The organism is Halorussus halobius, assembly GCF_004765805.1.
GTDB lineage: Archaea > Halobacteriota > Halobacteria > Halobacteriales > Haladaptataceae > Halorussus > Halorussus halobius.
This window is the reverse complement of sequence record NZ_ML219773.1, coordinates 377,062-395,037: the sequence shown is the minus strand read 5'-3', so window position 1 is coordinate 395,037 and position 17,976 is coordinate 377,062. Positions and strand designations below refer to the sequence as shown.

17 protein-coding genes are annotated in these 17,976 nt (G+C 68.9%); 16 read left to right on the top strand and 1 reads right to left on the bottom strand.

Going from position 1 to position 17,976, the window contains the following annotated elements; translation table 11 throughout:
• Positions 1 to 108 precede the first annotated feature (108 nt).
• From EPL03_RS02010 to EPL03_RS01935, 16 genes are all read left to right on the top strand, one after another.
• On the top strand, positions 109 to 1,818 hold the full coding sequence (locus tag EPL03_RS02010) for an ABC transporter substrate-binding protein (protein WP_135827667.1): 1,710 nt from the start codon (positions 109 to 111) through the stop codon (positions 1,816 to 1,818).
• A 51-nt stretch (positions 1,819 to 1,869) separates the two neighbouring features.
• On the top strand, positions 1,870 to 2,889 hold the full coding sequence (locus EPL03_RS02005) for an ABC transporter permease (RefSeq protein WP_135827666.1): 1,020 nt from the start codon (positions 1,870 to 1,872) through the stop codon (positions 2,887 to 2,889).
• On the top strand, positions 2,890 to 3,795 hold the full coding sequence (locus EPL03_RS02000) for an ABC transporter permease (protein ID WP_135827665.1): 906 nt from the start codon (positions 2,890 to 2,892) through the stop codon (positions 3,793 to 3,795).
• 1 nt (position 3,796) lies between these two features.
• A complete protein-coding gene (locus tag EPL03_RS01995) occupies positions 3,797 to 4,924 on the top strand; it encodes an ABC transporter ATP-binding protein (protein WP_135827664.1) in 1,128 nt (375 codons plus the stop codon).
• Positions 4,921 to 5,976 carry an ABC transporter ATP-binding protein gene (locus EPL03_RS01990; protein WP_135827663.1) on the top strand — a complete coding sequence of 352 codons (1,056 nt, stop codon included), beginning with the start codon at positions 4,921 to 4,923 and terminating at the stop codon, positions 5,974 to 5,976. Before EPL03_RS01995 ends, EPL03_RS01990 begins: the two co-directional genes overlap by 4 nt.
• A gap of 2 nt (positions 5,977 to 5,978) precedes the next feature.
• Positions 5,979 to 6,416, top strand: a complete 438-nt coding sequence (locus tag EPL03_RS01985) for a hypothetical protein (RefSeq protein ID WP_368277062.1) — start codon at positions 5,979 to 5,981, stop codon at positions 6,414 to 6,416.
• Complete coding sequence (locus EPL03_RS01980; protein WP_135827662.1) at positions 6,413 to 7,498, top strand: DUF917 domain-containing protein; 1,086 nt, start codon at positions 6,413 to 6,415, stop codon at positions 7,496 to 7,498. The genes EPL03_RS01985 and EPL03_RS01980 overlap by 4 nt, the downstream gene beginning before the upstream one ends.
• 36 nt (positions 7,499 to 7,534) lie before the next feature.
• Positions 7,535 to 8,452 (top strand): DUF1177 domain-containing protein, encoded by a 918-nt coding sequence (locus EPL03_RS01975; protein WP_135827661.1) that lies wholly within the window; start codon positions 7,535 to 7,537, stop codon positions 8,450 to 8,452.
• Complete coding sequence (locus tag EPL03_RS01970) at positions 8,449 to 9,129, top strand: AroM family protein (RefSeq protein WP_135827660.1); 681 nt, start codon at positions 8,449 to 8,451, stop codon at positions 9,127 to 9,129. Before EPL03_RS01975 ends, EPL03_RS01970 begins: the two co-directional genes overlap by 4 nt.
• A 1-nt stretch (position 9,130) precedes the next feature.
• Entirely contained in the window at positions 9,131 to 10,078 is a 948-nt protein-coding gene (locus tag EPL03_RS01965) for an aminopeptidase (protein ID WP_135827659.1), read from the top strand.
• Positions 10,075 to 11,001 carry a nitroreductase family protein gene (locus tag EPL03_RS01960; RefSeq protein ID WP_135827658.1) on the top strand — a complete coding sequence of 309 codons (927 nt, stop codon included), beginning with the start codon at positions 10,075 to 10,077 and terminating at the stop codon, positions 10,999 to 11,001. The genes EPL03_RS01965 and EPL03_RS01960 overlap by 4 nt, the downstream gene beginning before the upstream one ends.
• Before the next feature lie 13 nt (positions 11,002 to 11,014).
• Positions 11,015 to 11,689: an aspartate/glutamate racemase family protein gene (locus tag EPL03_RS01955; protein ID WP_135827657.1), complete on the top strand. Its 675-nt coding sequence runs from the start codon at positions 11,015 to 11,017 to the stop codon at positions 11,687 to 11,689.
• Positions 11,690 to 11,696: 7 nt separating this feature from the next.
• Positions 11,697 to 12,764: a succinylglutamate desuccinylase/aspartoacylase family protein gene (locus EPL03_RS01950; RefSeq protein WP_135827656.1), complete on the top strand. Its 1,068-nt coding sequence runs from the start codon at positions 11,697 to 11,699 to the stop codon at positions 12,762 to 12,764.
• 200 nt (positions 12,765 to 12,964) lie between these two features.
• Positions 12,965 to 14,689 (top strand): ABC transporter substrate-binding protein, encoded by a 1,725-nt coding sequence (locus EPL03_RS01945; protein ID WP_135827655.1) that lies wholly within the window; start codon positions 12,965 to 12,967, stop codon positions 14,687 to 14,689.
• 112 nt (positions 14,690 to 14,801) lie between these two features.
• Entirely contained in the window at positions 14,802 to 16,241 is a 1,440-nt protein-coding gene (locus EPL03_RS01940) for an amidase (protein ID WP_135827654.1), read from the top strand.
• A gap of 100 nt (positions 16,242 to 16,341) precedes the next feature.
• Positions 16,342 to 16,881 (top strand): Lrp/AsnC family transcriptional regulator, encoded by a 540-nt coding sequence (locus EPL03_RS01935; protein ID WP_210424882.1) that lies wholly within the window; start codon positions 16,342 to 16,344, stop codon positions 16,879 to 16,881.
• 311 nt (positions 16,882 to 17,192) lie between these two features.
• Here the strand turns inward: EPL03_RS01935 and fer are convergent, their stop codons facing one another.
• A complete protein-coding gene (gene fer, locus EPL03_RS01930; RefSeq protein WP_135827653.1) occupies positions 17,193 to 17,957 on the bottom strand; it encodes a ferredoxin Fer in 765 nt (254 codons plus the stop codon).
• Positions 17,958 to 17,976: the final 19 nt, after the last annotated feature.

Sequence of the window (17,976 nt, the reverse complement as noted above, 5' to 3'; positions counted from 1 at the left end):
CTACACCTAGTTGTATTTTTTAATCTAGGTAGTTTATTTACCGAGTATAATCTACAAAATATCTTTTCAAACCAAACGTTTATGTCCTCATGGATTTCAATGTGGGTCATGGCAACTGGCGACACTGACCGGCGGAAGTTCCTCGAACTGATGGGCGCGGGCGCGGCGAGCGTCGCACTCGCTGGCTGTTCGGGCGGGGGCGACGAACAGGAGACGACCGAGTCCTCGGGCGGCGACCAGACCGAGTCCTCGGGCGGGAGCGACACCACCGAGTCGACCGACGACAGCGGTGGGAGCGACGACGGCCAGGAGAACGACTTCCACTTCATCGCCGGGCAGGTCTTCGGGACCCTCGACCCGGCCGAACAGGTCGACTACACGCAGGGGTTGGCGGCACAGAACCTCTACGACGAGTTCATCACGGTCGACCCCGAATCGCTCCAGCCGACCGAACACATCGCACAGAGCTGGGAGACCCAGGACGGCGGCCAGACGTGGGTGTTCACGCTCCGCGAGGACGTGACGTTCACCGACGGCGAGTCGCTGACCGCCGAGGACGTCGTCTACTCGATGGAGCGCATGCTCGCCATGGAGGCGGGCTACTCGTCGTTCTGGCTCGACTACCTCGACGCCGAGAGCGTGACGGCCGAAGACGAGTACACGGTCCAGTTCGAGTTCAACCAGCCGTACGGGCCGGCGCTGGCGACGTTCGTCCAGTTCTACATCGTCAACAGCGCGGTGGTTCAGGAGAACGAGCAGGACGGCGACTACGGCAACGCCTACCTCCAGAACAACTCCGCCGGGTCGGGCGCGTACGTCCTCGACAACTGGGAGCAGGGCAACTCCATCGAGGCCTCGGCCTACGAGGACTACTGGAAGGGCTGGGACGACAACAGCTTCGACACGTTCCGGTCGACGGTCATCACCGAGCAGTCCACCATCGTCTCGACGATGCAGCAGGGCGACGGCGACATGACCGACCAGTACATGGGGACCAACGCCTACGAGCAGATGGACTCGTTCCCGAACGTCCGGGTGCCGGAAGTGCCCCAGCTCCAGCTGCTGCACATCCCGATGAACACCCAGAAAGCGCCGACCGACGACGTCAACGTCCGGAAGGCCATCGCCCACGCGTTCGACTACGAGAGCGCGGTCAACGACATCGTGGGCGGCGGCGCAGTCGCCGCCGGGTCGGTGCCGGCCGAGATGGCGGGCCACAACGACGACCTCGAGCCGATGTCTCAGGACCTCGACAGGGCCCAGGAGTTCCTCGACCAGTCGGACTACACCGTCGAGGAGATCAACGAAATCGGCCTCGAGCACGTCGTGGTCGCGGGCACCGAACTCCAGCGCCAGATCGGCCTGCTCAACCAGTCCGGGCTGAGCGAACTCGGCATCGAGGTCGAGATCAACCCCCAGCAGTGGGCGCGCATCACCGACCGGGCGACCAGCGAGGAGTCGACCGCCCACATGACGAACATCTTCCACACCGCGAAGATGCCCTCGCCCGACACCTTCACCTACCAGATGTACCACCCCTCGTCGTTCGGGTCGTACATCTCCCAGTCGTGGTACACCACCGACGAGCTCACGTCGGTCCTCGAGGACGCCCGCAGCGCGACCGACCTCGAAACCCGGCTCGGACTGTACCAGGACGCTCAGGAACTCATCGTCGACGGGATGCCCAGCGTGTTCATCGCCAACCCGCCCTACCGCATCGGCATCAACGAGAACGTCGGCGGCTGGTCGTACGGCGGCGTGATGTCGTTCGACTGGGACGTCCACTCGATGTACCGCGACGGCGACGGCCGGGCCTGATAGCCGGCGACCCCACCGACGCGTTCACTTCGACGGTTCCCACCATTCACAATGTCATACGCTGACTACCTCGTCAGACGCGCGCTCCAATCCGTCCCCGTCATCTTCGGGCTGTCGGTGCTCATCTTCTTCATCTCCCGGGTGGTCCCGGGAGACCCGGTCCGGCTGGCGCTGGGCCCGGAGGCGAGCCAGCAGCAGGTCGACGCCCTGCGCGCGGAGATGGGACTGAACCAGCCCCTGCCCATGCAGTACGTCGACTGGCTGACCGGCGTACTCCAGGGCGACTGGGGGATGTCGCTGCGCACGAACAACAACGTGTTCAACGACATCGTCGCACGCCTCCCCGCGACGCTCGAACTCACCGTGCTGACGCTGTTTTTCGCAGTGTTGCTCGCGATTCCGTTCGGCGTCGTCGCCGGGACGAACAAGGACCACTGGCAGGACCACGTCTCTCGGGTCACCGCGCTGTTCGGCGTGTCGATGCCCCGGTTCTGGGTCGCCATCGTGCTCCAGATAATCTTCGTGGTCACGCTCGGCCTGCTGCCGCTGTCGGGGCGGTTGAGCGACGGCATCGCGCCGCCGCCGACCGTGACCCACCTCTACCTCGTCGACAGCCTCATCGCGGGGCAGTTCGGGACGTTCGTCGACGCCGCCAAGCACCTGGTACTGCCCGTGTTCGCGCTCGGGCTGGCGACGCTCGCACAGGTGATGCGGCTCATCCGCTCGGACATGATAGACGAGAACCGGAAGGACTACGTGCTGGCCGCGCAGGCGTACGGGCTCCCGAACAACCTCATCGAGTACAAGTACATGCTCCGGAACGCGTTCACGAGTTCCCTGACGGTCATCGGGCTCTCCTTTGGCTTCCTGCTGGGCAACGCGTTCCTCGTCGAGATCGTGTTCGCGTGGCCGGGGATGGCCCGCTACGGCGTGAACGCCATCCTCTACCAGGACTTCAACGCCATCGTCGGCGTGACCATCGTGGTCGGGGTCGGGTTCGTGACCGCCAACTTCGTCGTGGACCTGCTGTACGGCTACCTCGACCCGCGAGTCAGACTGGAGGAAGACTAGATGGCTACCGAAACCGGCGGAGCGACGATCGAATCGAACGACACCGCGCGCCAGGAGCGGATAAAGCAGTTCAAGCGGGGTGCTCGAAGCTTCGCACAGAACCGGCTGTCGGTCGTCGGACTGTCGATGGTGCTGGTGCTGGTGTTCGCGGCCATCTTCGCGCCGTTCATCGCGCCCTACCCCGAGGACGCCGGCGCGGGCGTCAACTTCGACCGCGCGAGCCAGCCGCCGAGCATCGACCACCCGATGGGAACCGACACCACCGGCCGGGACATCCTCAGCCGAATCCTGTTCGGCTCCCGGCTGTCGCTGATGATGGGCGTGGTGGTGCTGTCGATAGCCATCTCCATCGGCGTGACCCTCGGGCTGGTCGCGGGCTACCTGGGCGGGTGGGTCAACACGGTCATCATGCGGGTGACCGACATCTTTCTGGCCATCCCGCCCACGCTGCTGGCGATGGCGGTGGTGGCCGCGACCGGCGCGTCGCTGGTCAACGTGATGGTCGCCATCGCGTTCTCGTGGTGGTCGTGGTACGCGCGCCTCGTCCAGGGCGAGGTGCTGTCCATCAAGGAAGACGAGTTCATCGAGTCGAGTCGCGCGCTCGGGGCGAGTTGGCTCCGGACCACGTTCAAGGAGATACTCCCCAACGTCGTGAGCCCCATCACCGTGAAGGCCACCCTCGACATGGGGTTCGTCATCCTCGTGGGCGCGGGCCTGTCGTTCCTCGGACTCGGCGCGCAGCCGCCGACCCCGACGTGGGGCGCGATGATCGCACAGGGCCGCAACTACGTCACCAGCTACTGGTGGATCGCGGTGTTCCCGGGACTGGCGATATCGTTCGCCGTGCTCGGGTTCAACTTCATCGGGGACGGGCTGCGCGACGTCTTCGACGTAGATGTGAACTGACATGAGTGACCCGATACTAGAGGTACGAAACCTCCACGTCCACTTCGACACGTACGACGGCACCGCCGAGGTCATCAACGGCGTCGACTTCACCCTCGACGAGGGCGAGACCGCCGCGCTGGTCGGCGAGACCGGCTGTGGCAAGAGCGTCACCGTCAAGTCCGTCATGGGACTGGTGCCCGAAGCCACCATCCCCGAGGGCGAAATCATCTACAAGGGCCAGAACGTGCTCGACCTCTCGGACGCCGAGCGCCACGCCCGGCGGGGCCGCGAGATGAGCATGATAATGCAGGACCCGATGACCAGCCTCAACCCGGTCCTGACGGTCGGCGAGCAGATGACCGACGTCCTCAAGTGGCAGGGCCAGCCCCGGATGTCGGTGACGAGCTGGGTCCGGGACAAGCTCGACCGGGGGTCGGACGCCGAGTACCGCGAGCGCGCCGTCGAGATGCTGAGCGACGTCGAGATATCCGCGCCCGAGCGCGTGTTCGAGAGCTACCCGGCCGAGCTGTCGGGCGGGATGCGCCAGCGCGTGCTCATCGCCATCGCGCTGCTGTCGGAGCCCGACCTGCTCATCGCCGACGAGCCCGGGACCGCCCTCGACGTGACGACCGAGGCGAAGGTGCTCGACCTGCTCGACGAACTCGTCGAGGAGCGCAACACCAGCGTCCTCTACATCACCCACGACCTCGGCGTGGCCCGCGAGGTCAGCGACCGCATCAACGTGATGTACGCCGGCGAAATCGTCGAGCAGGCCCCGACCGCCGACCTGTTCGCCGACCCGCAACACCCGTACACCCGCGGACTGCTCGACAGCATCCCGTCGCTGTCGACCGGCATCGGCGACGGCATCGCGGGCCACCTGCCCGACTACACCGACGCGCCCGAGGCGTGTCGGTTCGCCGACCGGTGTCCCCACGCCCAGCCCGAGTGCCGGGAGGCGTACCCCTACCCGCGGGAGACCGGCGACGACCACAACGTGGCCTGCCACCTGTTCGAGGGCCGGCCGGCCCACGACCGCCACGCCGACCTCGCGGCCGACCCCGTCGACATCGGGGTCCCGCCGTGGGAGGCCTCCGACGCGAGTTCCGAGTCCGACGCGGTCGCTGACGGGGGGTCCCACTCATGAGCCTGACGGACCACTCCGACGGAACGGCCGCACAGACCGACCGCGACCGCGACGACCCGATGGTCCGGGTCGAGGGTCTCAAGAAGCACTTCCCCATCTACGAGGGCATCCTCCAGCAGCGGGCCGGCGAGGTCCGCGCGGTCGACGGCGTGAGCTTCGACATCGCCGAGGGCGAGACGCTCGGCCTCGTGGGCGAGTCCGGGTCCGGGAAGACCACGACCGGCCGGTCGATGCTCCGGCTGACCGAACCCACCGCCGGCACCGTCGAAATCGACGGGCAGGACGTCGTGGACCTCTCGGACGACGAACTCAAGAAGTTCCGCCGGAACATGCAGATCGTCCACCAGGACCCCACGTCGAGCCTGAACCCCCGCCACCGGGTCAAGAGCATCATCGAAGCGCCGCTCAAGATTCACGACTACGGCGACGCCGACGAGCGCCTCGAACGCATCGAGGAACTGCTGGAGATGGTCGACCTGCCGAGGGAGTTCCTCTACCGGCATCCGGGACAGCTCTCGGGCGGCCAGAAACAGCGGGTGGGCATCGCGCGGGCGGTCGCGCTCAACCCCAAGTTCGTCGTCCTCGACGAGCCGACCAGCGCGCTCGACGTGAGCGTGCAGGCCCGCATCGTCGACATCCTCGAGAACATCCAGGACGAGTACGGCATCACCTACCTGTTCATCACCCACGACCTCTCGCTGCTCCGGAACGTGGCCGACCGCATCGGCGTGATGTACCTCGGCCGGCTGGTCGAGGTCGGCGACGTCGACTCGGTGTTCGAGACGCCCGAACACCCCTACAGCCGGGCGCTGCTGTCGGCCATCTCCACGGTGAGCCAGGCCGACGAGCGCGCCAAGCCCGACCGACAGAACGTCGAGGGCGAGATTCCCGACCCCCGGGAGAAGCCCAGCGGCTGTGCGTTCCGGTCGCGGTGTCCCTACGCGTTCGACGCCTGCTCGGGCGACGAGCCGGGGATGTACGAGATGGGCGAGGACCAGGTGGCGCGGTGTTACCTCCACGACGACGAGTACGAGGAGGGCCCGGACTGGTGACGATGGCCGACGCCGACCGCTCCGGGCGCGGGACCGACGGCTCCCGAATCGAGGCGCTCCGGCGGGCGCGCGAGCGCCGACCGTGGACCGACGACCTCGCGGTCGAGTGTGCGTCCGAGCCGACCGCGTTCAAGGACGAGTTGCCCGCGTGCGCGGCGTGTCCCGCGCCCTGCGAGGAGGACGAGGTGTGCGCGACGGCGGTCGCCAAGTCCGAGGCGCTGTTCGAGGAGATGGGCCGCGAGCAGGCCTACCACCTCGTCGAGACCGCGATGAAGCGGCTCCGAAGCCGGGACGAGGCCGAGTACCGCACCGCCGACCGCGAGCGCCCGAACGCGTTCCTCGCGCTGGCGGGCGACGGCGCGGTCGGGACCGACCCGACCGACGAATCGCGCGGACGGGAGTCCGAACCAGCGGACGACGAACACGGAGACAACCGATGAGTAATCAGGGATACGACGACGTCACGGACGAGTGGGTCAAGCACGTCGCGGTCGGCGGTGCCGTCCTCGGCGGCGGCGGCGGCGGCTCGCTCGACGAGGGAATCGACTTCGGACAGCTCGCGGTCGAGTACGGGAGCCCGGACATCGTTCCGGTCTCGGCGCTGGACCCGAGCGACGTCGTGTTGACCGTCAGCGGCGTGGGCGCGCCCGCCGCGACCGAGAGCCACGTCGACCCCGCCGACTACGTGCGCGCGGTCGAACTGGCGGTCGACCGACTCGCGGCCGATGGCACCACCGTCGGCGCGCTGATGACCAACGAGATGGGCGGGTTCGCGGCGGTCAACGGCCTGCTGCAGTCGGCGGTCACCGGCCTCCCGCTGGTGGACGCCGCGTGCAACGGCCGCGCGCACCCGACCGGGCCGATGGGTTCCATCGGTCTCGCGCAGGACGAGACCGTCCTGCAGGTCGGCGTCGGCGGCGAACCCGGCACCGAGCGCCGCCACGAACTCGTCGTGGAGGCCCAGCTCGGGTCGGCCGCCTCGACCCTCCGGAGCGGGGCGGAGGCGGCCGGCGGGCTGGTGGCGGTCGCGCGCAACCCGGTGTCGGCCGAGTACGCCGCGGACAACGCCGCCGTCGGCATCTACGAGCAGGCCGAGGCGGTCGGCCGGGCGGTCCGGACCGCCGACGACGGCGCGACGGCCGCCGCCGGCGTCGCCGACGTTCTCGACGGCGAGGTCGCGGTCACCGGCACCGTCGAGTCGCGGGCCCTCGAAACCACCGGCGGCTTCGACGTCGGCACGGTCGTCGTCGACGGCCACGACCTGACGTTCTGGAACGAGTACATGACCCTCGACCGGGACGGCGAGCGACTCGCGACCTTCCCCGACCTGATAACCACGCTCGACGCCGACACCGGCGAGCCCGTCTCGACCGCCGAACTCTCGGAGGGGCAGTCGGTCGCGGTCGTGGTGGCCCCGGCGTCGTCGCTCCGCCTCGGAGCCGGGATGGACCGGCCGGAGCTGTTCGAGCCGGTCGAGGAAGCGGTCGGCGAGCCGGTCGTCGAATTCGCGTTCGAGGAGTAACGACACACGAGTACCCCCGACGATCACAGATACCACATGTTCGACAAGATTCAGCGAGCGTACGACGTTCTCGACCACCCGCAAGCCAGCGGCAGCGCAGTCCGCGACGCCCTCGACGGCACCGGCGTCGACGTGGACGTGACCACCATCTCGACCGACGACGGGACGACCGACTTCGTGAAGGTCGTCGTCCCCGGCCACGACCCCGAGGCCGACACGCTCGGCGTGGTCGGTCGGCTCGGCGGCGCGGGCGCGCGCCCCGCCGAAATCGGCATGGTCTCGGACGCCGACGGGGCCATCGTCGCGCTCGCCACCGCGTTCCAGCTCGCGGAGATGTACGACCGCGACGACGTGCTGCCGGGCGAAGTCCGCATCGCGACCCACGTCTGCCCGGACGCGCCGACCCAGCCCCACGACCCGGTGCCGTTCATGGGGAGCCCGGTCGACATGGAGACGATGAACGACCACGAGGTCGACGAGGAGATGGACGCGGTGCTGTCGGTCGACGCGACCAAGGGCAACCGGGTCCACTGCGAGCGCGGGTTCGCGCTCTCGCCCACGGTCAAGGAGGGCTGGATTCTGCCCCCGAGCGAGGGACTGCTCGACGCCCAGGAGCGCGTGACCGGCGAGCCGCCGTCCACGCTCACGCTCACGACCCAGGACATTACGCCGTACGGCAACGACCTCCATCACATCAACAGCATCCTCCAGCCCGCGACCGCGACCGACGCGCCGGTCGTCGGCGTCGCTACGACCAGCGTCAACCCCGTCCCCGGTTCGGGCACGGGCGCGAACTACATCCCGGAACTCGCCGAGGCGACCGGGTTCGTCCTCGAAGCCGCCAAGGACTTCACGCGGGGCCGGGCGGCGTTCTACGACGACGAGGAGTTCGACCGGCTCCAGTCGCTGTACGGCTCGATGGACCGACTCCAGACGCCCGGGGAGGACGCATGACGACGGCCGAACGGGGCGGAACGACCGTCGGACTCGTCACCATCGGCCAGTCGCCCCGGACCGACATCACGCCCGACATCGTCGACCAGCTCCCCGACCACATCGAGGTCGTGGAGGCCGGCGCTCTCGACGAGTTCGACTCCGCCGACGAGGTGCGCGAGGCGGTCGGTCCCCGCGAGGGCGAACCCATCTTCGTCACCCGGATGCGCGACGGGTCGTCGGTCACGGTCGACCGCGACTCGGTGGTCGAGTTGCTGCAGGCTCGCATCCACGACCTCGCCGAGGAGGTCTCGACCATCGGCGTCCTCTGCACCGGCGACTTCCCGTCGTTCGAGGCCAGCGTACCGATACTCGAACCCAGCGACCTGCTCCACGCGTGGGCGTCGAGCATCGTCGAGGACGGCACCATCGGGGTGTTGATGCCGAAGGCCGAGCAGCTAGACCAGACGTTCGACAAGTGGGACGGGTTCGACGTCGTGGCCGCCGCCGGCTCGCCGTACACCGACGGCGACGAGGTCTCCCCGGCGGCCGAGGCCATCGGCACCGACACCGACCTCGTCGTGATGGACTGTATGGGCTACACGCCCGAGATGAAGGCGCGAGTGCAGGAGAAGACCGGTGCGGGCGTCCTGCTCGGCCGGTCGGTCCTCGCCAAGACCGCGACGGAGGTGCTGTAGCGTGGCCGACCTGCGGGCGGTCGCCCGGCGCGTCCTCGAGGACAACATGGGCGCGGAAGCCGGCGAGAGCCTGCTGGTCGTGACCGACACCGACAAGCGGGCCATCGGTCGCGCGCTGTTCGAGGCGGGCGACGACCTCGGTCTGGACGCCGGCGTCGTCGAGACCCGACCCATGGAGCGAAGCGGGATGGAGCCGCCCGAGTACGTGTCGGCGGCGATGCAGGCGGCCGACGTGGTGGTCTGTCCGACCAGCGCGTCGCTGACCCACACCCGGGCGCGCGAGGACGCGACCGAGGCGGGCGCGCGGGTCGCCACGATGCCGGGCATCACCGAGCGCATGTTCGGCGAGGGTGCCATCACCGCCGACTACGCCGAGGTCGAGCGACTCACCGCCGCGCTGACCGAGCGACTCACGGCGGCCGACGAGGCCCGCATCGAGTCGGGCGGCGAGACGCTCACGCTGTCGCTGTCGGGCCGGGACGGCATCCCGAGCGACGGACTGGTCACCGAGTCGGGCGACTCGGGCAACCTGCCGTCGGGCGAGAGCTACGTCGCGCCGGTCGAGGACACCGCCGAGGGGGCCATCGCGTTCGACGGCGGCCTCGTCGGCGTGGGCGAACTCGACGAACCGCTGGTGGTCCGCATCGAGTCGGGCACCATCGCGTCGGTCGAGGGGCCGTCGGCCGACGAGTTCCGCGAGGCGACGGCGGGCGACGAGTGCGCCCGCCGGGTCGCGGAACTCGGCCTCGGCACCAACCCGGCGGCCGAGATAATCGGGACCGTCCTCGAAGACGAGAAGGTGTACGGCACCTGCCACGTCGCGTTCGGCGACAACCACGGGTTCGGCGGCACCATCGAGTGCGACTCGCACCTCGACGGCATCGTCCTCGAACCCGAGGTGTACCTCGACGACGAACTCGTCGTGAGCGGGGGCGAAGTGGTGGTATGAGCGACGCCGAGCGCGAGTGCGTGGACGGGGACCCCGACGGCGACCGACGCGACCGGCCCGCGCTCGCCGCCGAATCGGGCGGGTCGGTCCCGGACCTGACCTCGTGGCTCGCGCACCGCGCGACCGTCCGGGAGTTCGACCCGGACGCCGAGATTCCCGACGGCGAGGTGCGCGAGATGGTCGACGCGGGCCGGAAGGCCCCGACCAGCGGGACGACCCAGATGTACAGCTTCGTCTGGGTTCGGGACCCGGCGACGCGCGAGCGAATCCACGACCTCTGCGACCGGGGCACCGAGCAGATAGAGGAAGCCAGCCACTTCCTGGTGGTCTGCATCGACCTGCGCCGGATTCGCCGGCTGCTCGAACACCGCGACCGGGAGTTCCAGATCACGCCCGCGATGGGGCTGCTGGAGGGCGCTATCGACGCCTCGCTGGCGGCGATGGGCACGATGACGGCGGCCGAGAGCCGGGGGTACGGCGTCTGTCCCATCGGCAACATTCTGAACGGCCTGCCAGCCGTCGCCGAAACGGTCGGCGTCCCGGAGGGCGTCCTCCCGATATTCGGGCTCTGCATCGGCGTGCCCCGCCACGGCGAGGCGAGCGAGAACGCCCCGCGCGTGCCCCTGGACGCGGTCCTCCACGAGGACGGCTACGACGACCCCGACGGGGACCTGCTGGAGGCGTGCCACGACGCGATGGACGCGATGTACGGCGACAGCGTCTACGGCGACTCGACCCGCGAGTGGCACGGGACGCTCGTCCGCTACTGGGGGCCGGACGGGTTCATGAACCGCCGGGAGGGGACGCTGCTGGCCGCGCTCCGCCAGCAGGGCTTTTTCGCGGCGCGCGGCCTCGACGAGCCGGCCGACGGAGAGAACGCCGACTCGGCGGACGAGGACTCCGACGAGTGCGGCGACGACTGACGGGAGACAGACCATGACGAATCCAGACCACATCGAGATGGGCGTCCTGCGCGTGCTGACGCTCGACGACCCCGAGGACGTATCGCACCACGGCCGAGTAATCGAGCGCCACTTCCCGGGCGTCGACACGACGTCCCGGTGCATCCCCGACCACCCCGACGGCATCCCCGACGTCGAGTCGGAGGCAGACGCCGTGCCGTACGTCGAGGAGCTGGGCCGCGAGATGGCCGCCGACGTCGACGTGCTGGGCGTGAGCTGCGCGCTCGACCCGGCCGTCGACTCGCTCGACGCCGACCTCGACGTGCCGGTCGTCGGGGCGGGCGCGAGCGTGGCGGCCGCCGCGCTCGCTCGGGGCGACCGGGTCGGCACGCTCGGCCTCGAAAGCGGGACGCCCCCGAACGTCGCCGACCTGCTGGGCGACCGACTGGCGGCCAGCGAGACTGTGGTGGGCGCGGACACGACCAACTTCCTCACCACCGACGGCGGCCGGAAGGCGATCCGGGCGTCGGTCGAACGGCTCGCGGACGCGGGCTGTGACGTGGTCGCGCCCAGTTGCACCGGGCTGACGACCTCGGGCGTGCTGGCCGACCTGGGCGACTCGCTGGAAATCCCGGTCGTCGACCCCGTGGTGGCGATGGCCGCGGTGGGGACCACCGCACTGCTTCCGACCGAATCGGTAGCGGAGTGATTCGACCATGAGTGACACGATAGAAGTCGGCGACGCGGCGGCAGAACCGGGCGAACTGGCGACGGGCTACATCGACGGCGTCGAGTTGACGACCGGCGACAGCATCGATATACCCGTCCTCGTGCTCAACGGCGTCGAGGACGGGCCGACGGCGCTGCTGTTCTCGACCCAGCACGGCAAGGAGCTCCAGGGGACCGAGGTGGTCCACGAGTTGATGCATCGGGAACTCTCGCCCGAGTCCGTCGCGGGCGCGGTCGTGGCGATTCCGGTCGCCAACCCGCTGGCGTTCATGCACGCCACCTACCGGTCGTGGATAGACAACCGGGACGTGGGCTACGTGAGCGTCGAGAACCCCGCGGGCAACACGACCGAACGACTCGCCAACGCCATCTGGACCGAGGCGTGGAGCGAGGCCGACCTCGTCCTCAACTTCCACTGCAACGACCACCCCGACTCGCTGTACTTCCAGATAATCGAGCCGACCGAGGAGACCGAGCCCGACCTCGAACGCGCGGCCGAGGCGTTCGGCGTCACCACCATCCGGAAGGACGACCGCGTCGACCAGGGGCCGAGCCCGGCGGGCGCGGGCGGGGTACCGACGCTCAGCAACAAGGGCGCGGCCGAGGGTATCCCCGAACTCATGGTGGAGTTCATCGACGGGCGCTATCTCGACGAGACCAGCCTGCGGGTGGGCGTCGACGGCACCCTCGACGTGTTGCGGGAGTTCGACCTGCTCGACGGCGAACCCTCCGAGGGACCGCAGGACGACGTCACGCTCGTCCCCTGCAAGTACACCGGCGGCACGGGGGTCAACCGGGCCCACGGTATGCTCCGCAACGACCACGGCGGCCTGCTCTACCCCACGCAGCCGACCGGCGAGTTCGTCGAGGCCGGCGAGGTGGTCGCGGACGTCGTCGACCTCCACGGCGAGCGAATCGAGCAGGTCGAGATGCCCGAAGACGGCTACCTCTGGGCGTACGCCGGGGCCCAGCAGTTCGCCACGTCCGGAGCCATGCAGACCATCGAGTCGGGCGGGAAGGTCGTCTACGCGTTCACCCACGAGGACGAGGCGTAACCGCCGCGCCGACGAGGCCGAGACGTAACCGACGCGTCGCGAACGCGGCCACCGAAGACTCACACATTTTGGAGCCAATACCCGAACATTTTGGAGAGTATATCGCAGTAATTCGGACAATATATGAATAAATACGCTACGAAATGTATACGCCATCCCGAATACTTAAGTCGGCGCGTTCGGTATGGGTATGTGTATCAATGGAAGGCACAGAGCAGAGTCGGCGACGGTTTCTCAAGTCAGTCGGGACCGGCGGCGTCGTCGCGACGCTCGCGGGGTGTGCGGGGTCGTCCGACGACGACTCGGCCGACCAGTCCGAGACGACGACCGGCGAGGGGACGAACGAGGGCGGGACCGAGACCGACACCGACACCGGCGGGACGGGCGGCGGGGACAACGAGTTCGTCTTCGCGGTCACGCAGGTATTCGGCACCATCGACCCGGCCAAGCAGACCGACTACACCGAGGGGTTCGCCGCGCAGAACTTCTACGACCCGTTCGTGACGACCGACCCGGAGACGTTCGAACCCGTCGGTCACCTCGTCACCGACTGGACCACCGAGGACGACGGGCAGACGTGGGTGTTCTCGCTCCGCGAGGACGTCCCCCACCAGAACGGCGGCACGCTCACCGCCGAGGACGTGGTGTACTCGATGAACCGCATCCTCTCCATCGGCGAGGGGCCGGCGTCGAACTGGGCCGACCGGCTCGAACCCGGCGAGGACGTCACGGCCCGCGACGAGTACACGGTCGAGTTCTCGCTCGGCTCGTCGTACGGTCCGCTGCTCGCCAGCTTCACCCAGTTTTTCGTCGTCGACAGCCGGACCGTCAAGGACAACGAGGTCGACGGCGAGTTCGGCGAGCGGGGCGACTACGGACAGGCGTACCTCTCCGAGAACGTCGCGGGCACCGGCGGCTACACGCTGGCGAACTGGGACGCCGGCAACACACTGGAGATGGCGGCGTTCGACGACTACTGGAACGGCTGGCCCGACAACCGGTTCGACAGGGTCCGGGCCGAGGTCGTCGGCGAGGTGTCCACCGTCAAGAACATGATGCGGGTCGGCGACGCCGACATGACCGACCAGTACATGGGGACCAACGCCTACGAGGAGATGGCGGGCTACTCGAACGTCGAGGTGCCCACCACCGCCCAGATTCAGCTGTTCCACATCCCGATGAACACCCGGAAGCCGCCGCTGGACGACGTCAACGTCCGGAAGGCCATCACCTACGCGTTCGACTACCAGAGCGCGGTCGAGGACATCGTCGGCGGCGGGAGCAAGGCCGCCGGTCCCGTGCCGAAGAACCTGTTCGGCCACAACGGCGACGTCGAGGAGTTCTCGCGCGACCTCGACCGCGCCCAGGAGTTCCTCGACCAGTCCGACTACACCGTCGAGGAGATAAACGAAATCGGCCTCGAACACGCCGTGCTCGCGGGCACCGAGGCCCAGCGCCAGTTCGGCCTGCTCAACCAGAGCGGCCTCCAGGAACTGGGCATCGAACTGGAGATAAACCCCATCCAGTGGTCGACCCTGACCGACCGGGCGTCGAGCGAGGAGAGCGCGCCCCACATGTCGAACGTCTACCTCTCGCCGGTCATCCCGAGCCCGGACAACTACACCTACTACATGTACCACCCCGACGCGTTCGGGACCTACTGGTCCATCTCGTGGTACTCCGACGACGAACTCACCGAGGTCCTCGAACAGACCCGGGCCGAAACCGACTTCGACGCCCGGATGGAGCTGTACGAGGAGGCCCAGCAGCTCATCGTCGACGCCTACCCCTCGCTGTTCGTCGCCAATCCGCCCTACCGAATCGGGCTGAACGAGAACGTGGGCGGGTTCCAGTACCGGCCGCCGCTGGCGTTCGAGTGGGACATCAGTCAACTGTACCGCGAGGGCGACGGACGCGCCCAGTGAGTTGCGAGTTTCGTCTCGGCGCGACCCCGGCCGCGCTCCGAACCGGCCGTGACGCCGACGCGTCCACCGAGCGGACTGCCACGATGACAGCCACCACACACCGACAACACGCATGTCACGAGATTCGATAACGCCCGAACAGGTACGGGAGACGGCCGACCGGCTCGGCGTCCCGCTCTCGGATGAGGCGGTCGCGGACCTCGTCGCGGGCGAGGACGACCCACCCACGGGCGACGCTCCGGAGCCGGCCGAGACCGCGTCGAACGTCACCCGCGCCGACGACCAGTTGAACGCGCTGGCGTACCGATTCGACCTCCCGGCCGGCGACGGCCCGCTGTCGTCGCTGTCGGTCGGCGTGAAGGACAACCTCGCGGTCGCGGGCGTGCCGGCGACCTGCGGGTCGGCCGCCGCCGAGTTCACCGGCCACGACAGCGCCACGGTCGTCCGGCGGCTCGCCGAGGCCGGCGCGGACGTGACCGCGACGACGAACATGGACGAGTTCGCGCTGTACACGACCGGCGAGACCTGCGGACACGGCCGGACAGCGAACCCCCGCGTCGAGGGCTGTGTCCCCGGCGGGTCGTCGAGCGGGAGCGGGGCCGCCGTCGCGGACGGACTGCTCGACGCCGCGCTGGGCTCGGACACCGGCGGCAGCGTCCGCATCCCGGCGTCGTACTGCGGCGTCGTGGGACTGAAGCCGACGTACGGCCGGGTCTCCCGGTACGGGTTCGCCGACCTCGCGCCCTCGTTCGACGTGGTCGGGCCGCTGGCCCGCGACGTCGAGACGGTCGCGCGCGTCTTCGACGCCATCTCGGGGCCGGACCCGAGCGACCCGACGACGTACGGCGCGGGCGCGCCCGAACCCGCGAGCGCCGGGCTGGACCGGGACGGCTCGGACCTCCGGCTCGGACTCGTCGAGCAGGCCGTCGAGCGGTCCCGGCCGCGCGTGGCCGACCGCGTCGAGGCAGTCGCCGAGGCGGTCGCCGCCGACGCGGCGACCGTCGAGTCGGTCTCGCTGCCGGGCTTCGAGGACGCGATAGCCGCACACGTCGCCATCACGGGCGCGGAGTTCGCGGCGCTGCTGTCCGATGGCGGTCGGGCCGCCGGCCCCGAGACCGGCTTCCCGGCGGCGTGGCGGGAGACCGCTTCCCGACTCGCGCGCTCGCCGGAACTGGGCGAGCGCGTCCGCAAGCAGTTCGTCCGGAATCGCGCGCTCGACGAGGCCGCGCGCGACGCCCGGGACGACGCCGCCAGCGCGACCCGCGCCGCGTTCGCCGGGGCGGTCCGGGACCGACTGGCCGAGTTCGACGCGTTGGTGTTGCCCACGACGCCGACGACCGCGCCCGAGTTCGGGGCGGTGTCGACCGCCGCCGACGTCACCGAGACCACGGCCAACACCGCGCCGTTCAACGTCTCGGGCAACCCCGCGCTGTCGGTCCCGGCCGGGACCGTCGACGGGAAGCCGGTCGGGTTGCAGGTCGTCTCGGCGTGGAACGACGAAGCGACGGCCATCGCCGTCGGTGAGGCGGTCGCGAACGCCGGGACGCCATGAGCGGTCCCGCGACGACACCGCCGCCGGATTCGAGCGCGGGGTCAGCGTGGGTGCCGGGCCGACGCAGAAGCTTCATACGAGACCGTAGTGAACGATATCCATGACTATGGGACTGCCGGACTCGAAGGAGTGGATAGAGGACCCGAGGGTCGTCGAGTTGCTGGAAGACCGGATGGACCACAAGGACTACCTCATCTTCCGGGAGCTCAACGAGGACGGCCGGCTCTCGGACACGGAACTGGCCGAGCGCGTCGACCTCTCGCGCACCGCCGCCCGACGACGACGCAAGCGACTCCAGGAGGAGGGAATCCTCGAAATCTTCGCGCTCCTCGTGTTCAAGCAGGCCGACTACGCGTACGCCGAGGTCCAGATTTCCTACGACGCGACCGCCGGCTCCGACCGAATCGACGAATTCATCCGGACGCTGCTCGACGACGGCCTCGTGTACGAGGTCGCCGAGTGCATGGGCGAGTACGACCTCATGATACGGGTCTGGCAGTCGTCGCTGGGCGAGGTCAACGCCCACGTCCGCGAGCACCTCCACGACAACGACGTGGTCGACTCGTACACCGTCGTCCCCATCACCAACTCCTACAAGATGTTCCACCGCGACTTCACCGACAACGGTTCGAGCGACTGAGGTCGCACGCGGGGTCGTCGACGCACCGATTCTCGACGGCCGGGCCGACGTCTCGACGAGGTCGGACGACGCCGGGCGGTCGGGACCGGAGAACGTCGAACTGATAGTCAAACCAGTTGATTTACTGTAGAAACTGTTTTGAATCTACCCCGGGAGTTGCCGGATGGTGTCTCGAACGATGTCACCAATGAACAAGACTCGACTCGTACTGCTCGCGACCGTGATGCTCCTCGGAGCGGCCGTCGACCCGGCAGCGGCCTGCGACTGGCGTCACTACTGCGTGACTCCCTGAGTCGCACGGGAAGCGACCGTCAGTCGTCGGCATATCGATTTTCGAACGGGTCGGGCGGCAACAGCAGGTCGTCGAGCTCCGACATCCCCTTGACGTTGTAGACCACGTTCAGCTCGTCGGTTATCGGGATGCCGTTGCACGACAGCCGGATGCCCCGGTCGACGAGCTCGTCGGGGAGGACGTGACTCGACGGCATCGACACCGCGCCGTCCCGCACCAGTACCGCGCAGTTGGCACAGGCCCCGCCCCGGCAGGCGAACGGCCACGCGAACCCGCGCTCCTCGGCGGCCTCCAGCAGCGACTCGCCGGGTTCGGCCCGAAATCGGCCGAAATCCGTGGCGTCGAGGTCGGCCGCCGACGCTCGGTCGAAGAGGTCCTCGTCGTCGACGTCCCAGCCGAAGTCCGCGAGGACGTCGTAGTCGAGGTACGTGACCTCCGAGGTGATGCGCCGGTCGCGCGCCCGGTCGGCCCCGTCCGGGTCGCTCGCGGTTCGGTCGGCCCCAGTTCGGTCGCTCGCCGCCGGGTCGCCCGAGCGGCGGTCGCTGGCGGTGCGGTCGCTCGGACCTCGGTCGCGTTCGGCTCCGTCGGCGTCGGACGCCGGGGCCCGCTCGTCGTCCCAGTCGCCGCTCTCGATGCGCTCGTAGGCCCGCCGCACCCTGCGGAACTCCTCGACCGACCCGCCCTGGTCCGGGTGGGCGCGCTTGACCCGCTCGCGGTAGGCCTGCTCGACCGCCTCCTCGTCGGCGTCGGGGTCGACCGAGAGCACGTCGAACGGGGACTCCATCACCTGCGGCTAGCGAAAT

What these genes read in the sequence shown, in the direction of transcription:
- EPL03_RS02010 (WP_135827667.1), top strand. Translation starts at nt 109, where the DNA reads ATGGCAACTGGCGACACTGACCGGCGGAAGTTCCTCGAACTGATGGGC.
- EPL03_RS02005 (WP_135827666.1), top strand. Translation starts at nt 1,870, where the DNA reads ATGTCATACGCTGACTACCTCGTCAGACGCGCGCTCCAATCCGTCCCC.
- EPL03_RS02000 (WP_135827665.1), top strand. Translation starts at nt 2,890, where the DNA reads ATGGCTACCGAAACCGGCGGAGCGACGATCGAATCGAACGACACCGCG.
- EPL03_RS01995 (WP_135827664.1), top strand. Translation starts at nt 3,797, where the DNA reads ATGAGTGACCCGATACTAGAGGTACGAAACCTCCACGTCCACTTCGAC.
- EPL03_RS01990 (WP_135827663.1), top strand. Translation starts at nt 4,921, where the DNA reads ATGAGCCTGACGGACCACTCCGACGGAACGGCCGCACAGACCGACCGC.
- EPL03_RS01985 (WP_368277062.1), top strand. Translation starts at nt 5,979, where the DNA reads ATGGCCGACGCCGACCGCTCCGGGCGCGGGACCGACGGCTCCCGAATC.
- EPL03_RS01980 (WP_135827662.1), top strand. Translation starts at nt 6,413, where the DNA reads ATGAGTAATCAGGGATACGACGACGTCACGGACGAGTGGGTCAAGCAC.
- EPL03_RS01975 (WP_135827661.1), top strand. Translation starts at nt 7,535, where the DNA reads ATGTTCGACAAGATTCAGCGAGCGTACGACGTTCTCGACCACCCGCAA.
- EPL03_RS01970 (WP_135827660.1), top strand. Translation starts at nt 8,449, where the DNA reads ATGACGACGGCCGAACGGGGCGGAACGACCGTCGGACTCGTCACCATC.
- EPL03_RS01960 (WP_135827658.1), top strand. Translation starts at nt 10,075, where the DNA reads ATGAGCGACGCCGAGCGCGAGTGCGTGGACGGGGACCCCGACGGCGAC.
- EPL03_RS01955 (WP_135827657.1), top strand. Translation starts at nt 11,015, where the DNA reads ATGACGAATCCAGACCACATCGAGATGGGCGTCCTGCGCGTGCTGACG.
- EPL03_RS01950 (WP_135827656.1), top strand. Translation starts at nt 11,697, where the DNA reads ATGAGTGACACGATAGAAGTCGGCGACGCGGCGGCAGAACCGGGCGAA.
- EPL03_RS01945 (WP_135827655.1), top strand. Translation starts at nt 12,965, where the DNA reads ATGGAAGGCACAGAGCAGAGTCGGCGACGGTTTCTCAAGTCAGTCGGG.
- EPL03_RS01940 (WP_135827654.1), top strand. Translation starts at nt 14,802, where the DNA reads ATGTCACGAGATTCGATAACGCCCGAACAGGTACGGGAGACGGCCGAC.
- EPL03_RS01935 (WP_210424882.1), top strand. Translation starts at nt 16,342, where the DNA reads ATGACTATGGGACTGCCGGACTCGAAGGAGTGGATAGAGGACCCGAGG.
- fer (WP_135827653.1), bottom strand. Translation starts at nt 17,957, where the DNA reads ATGGAGTCCCCGTTCGACGTGCTCTCGGTCGACCCCGACGCCGACGAG.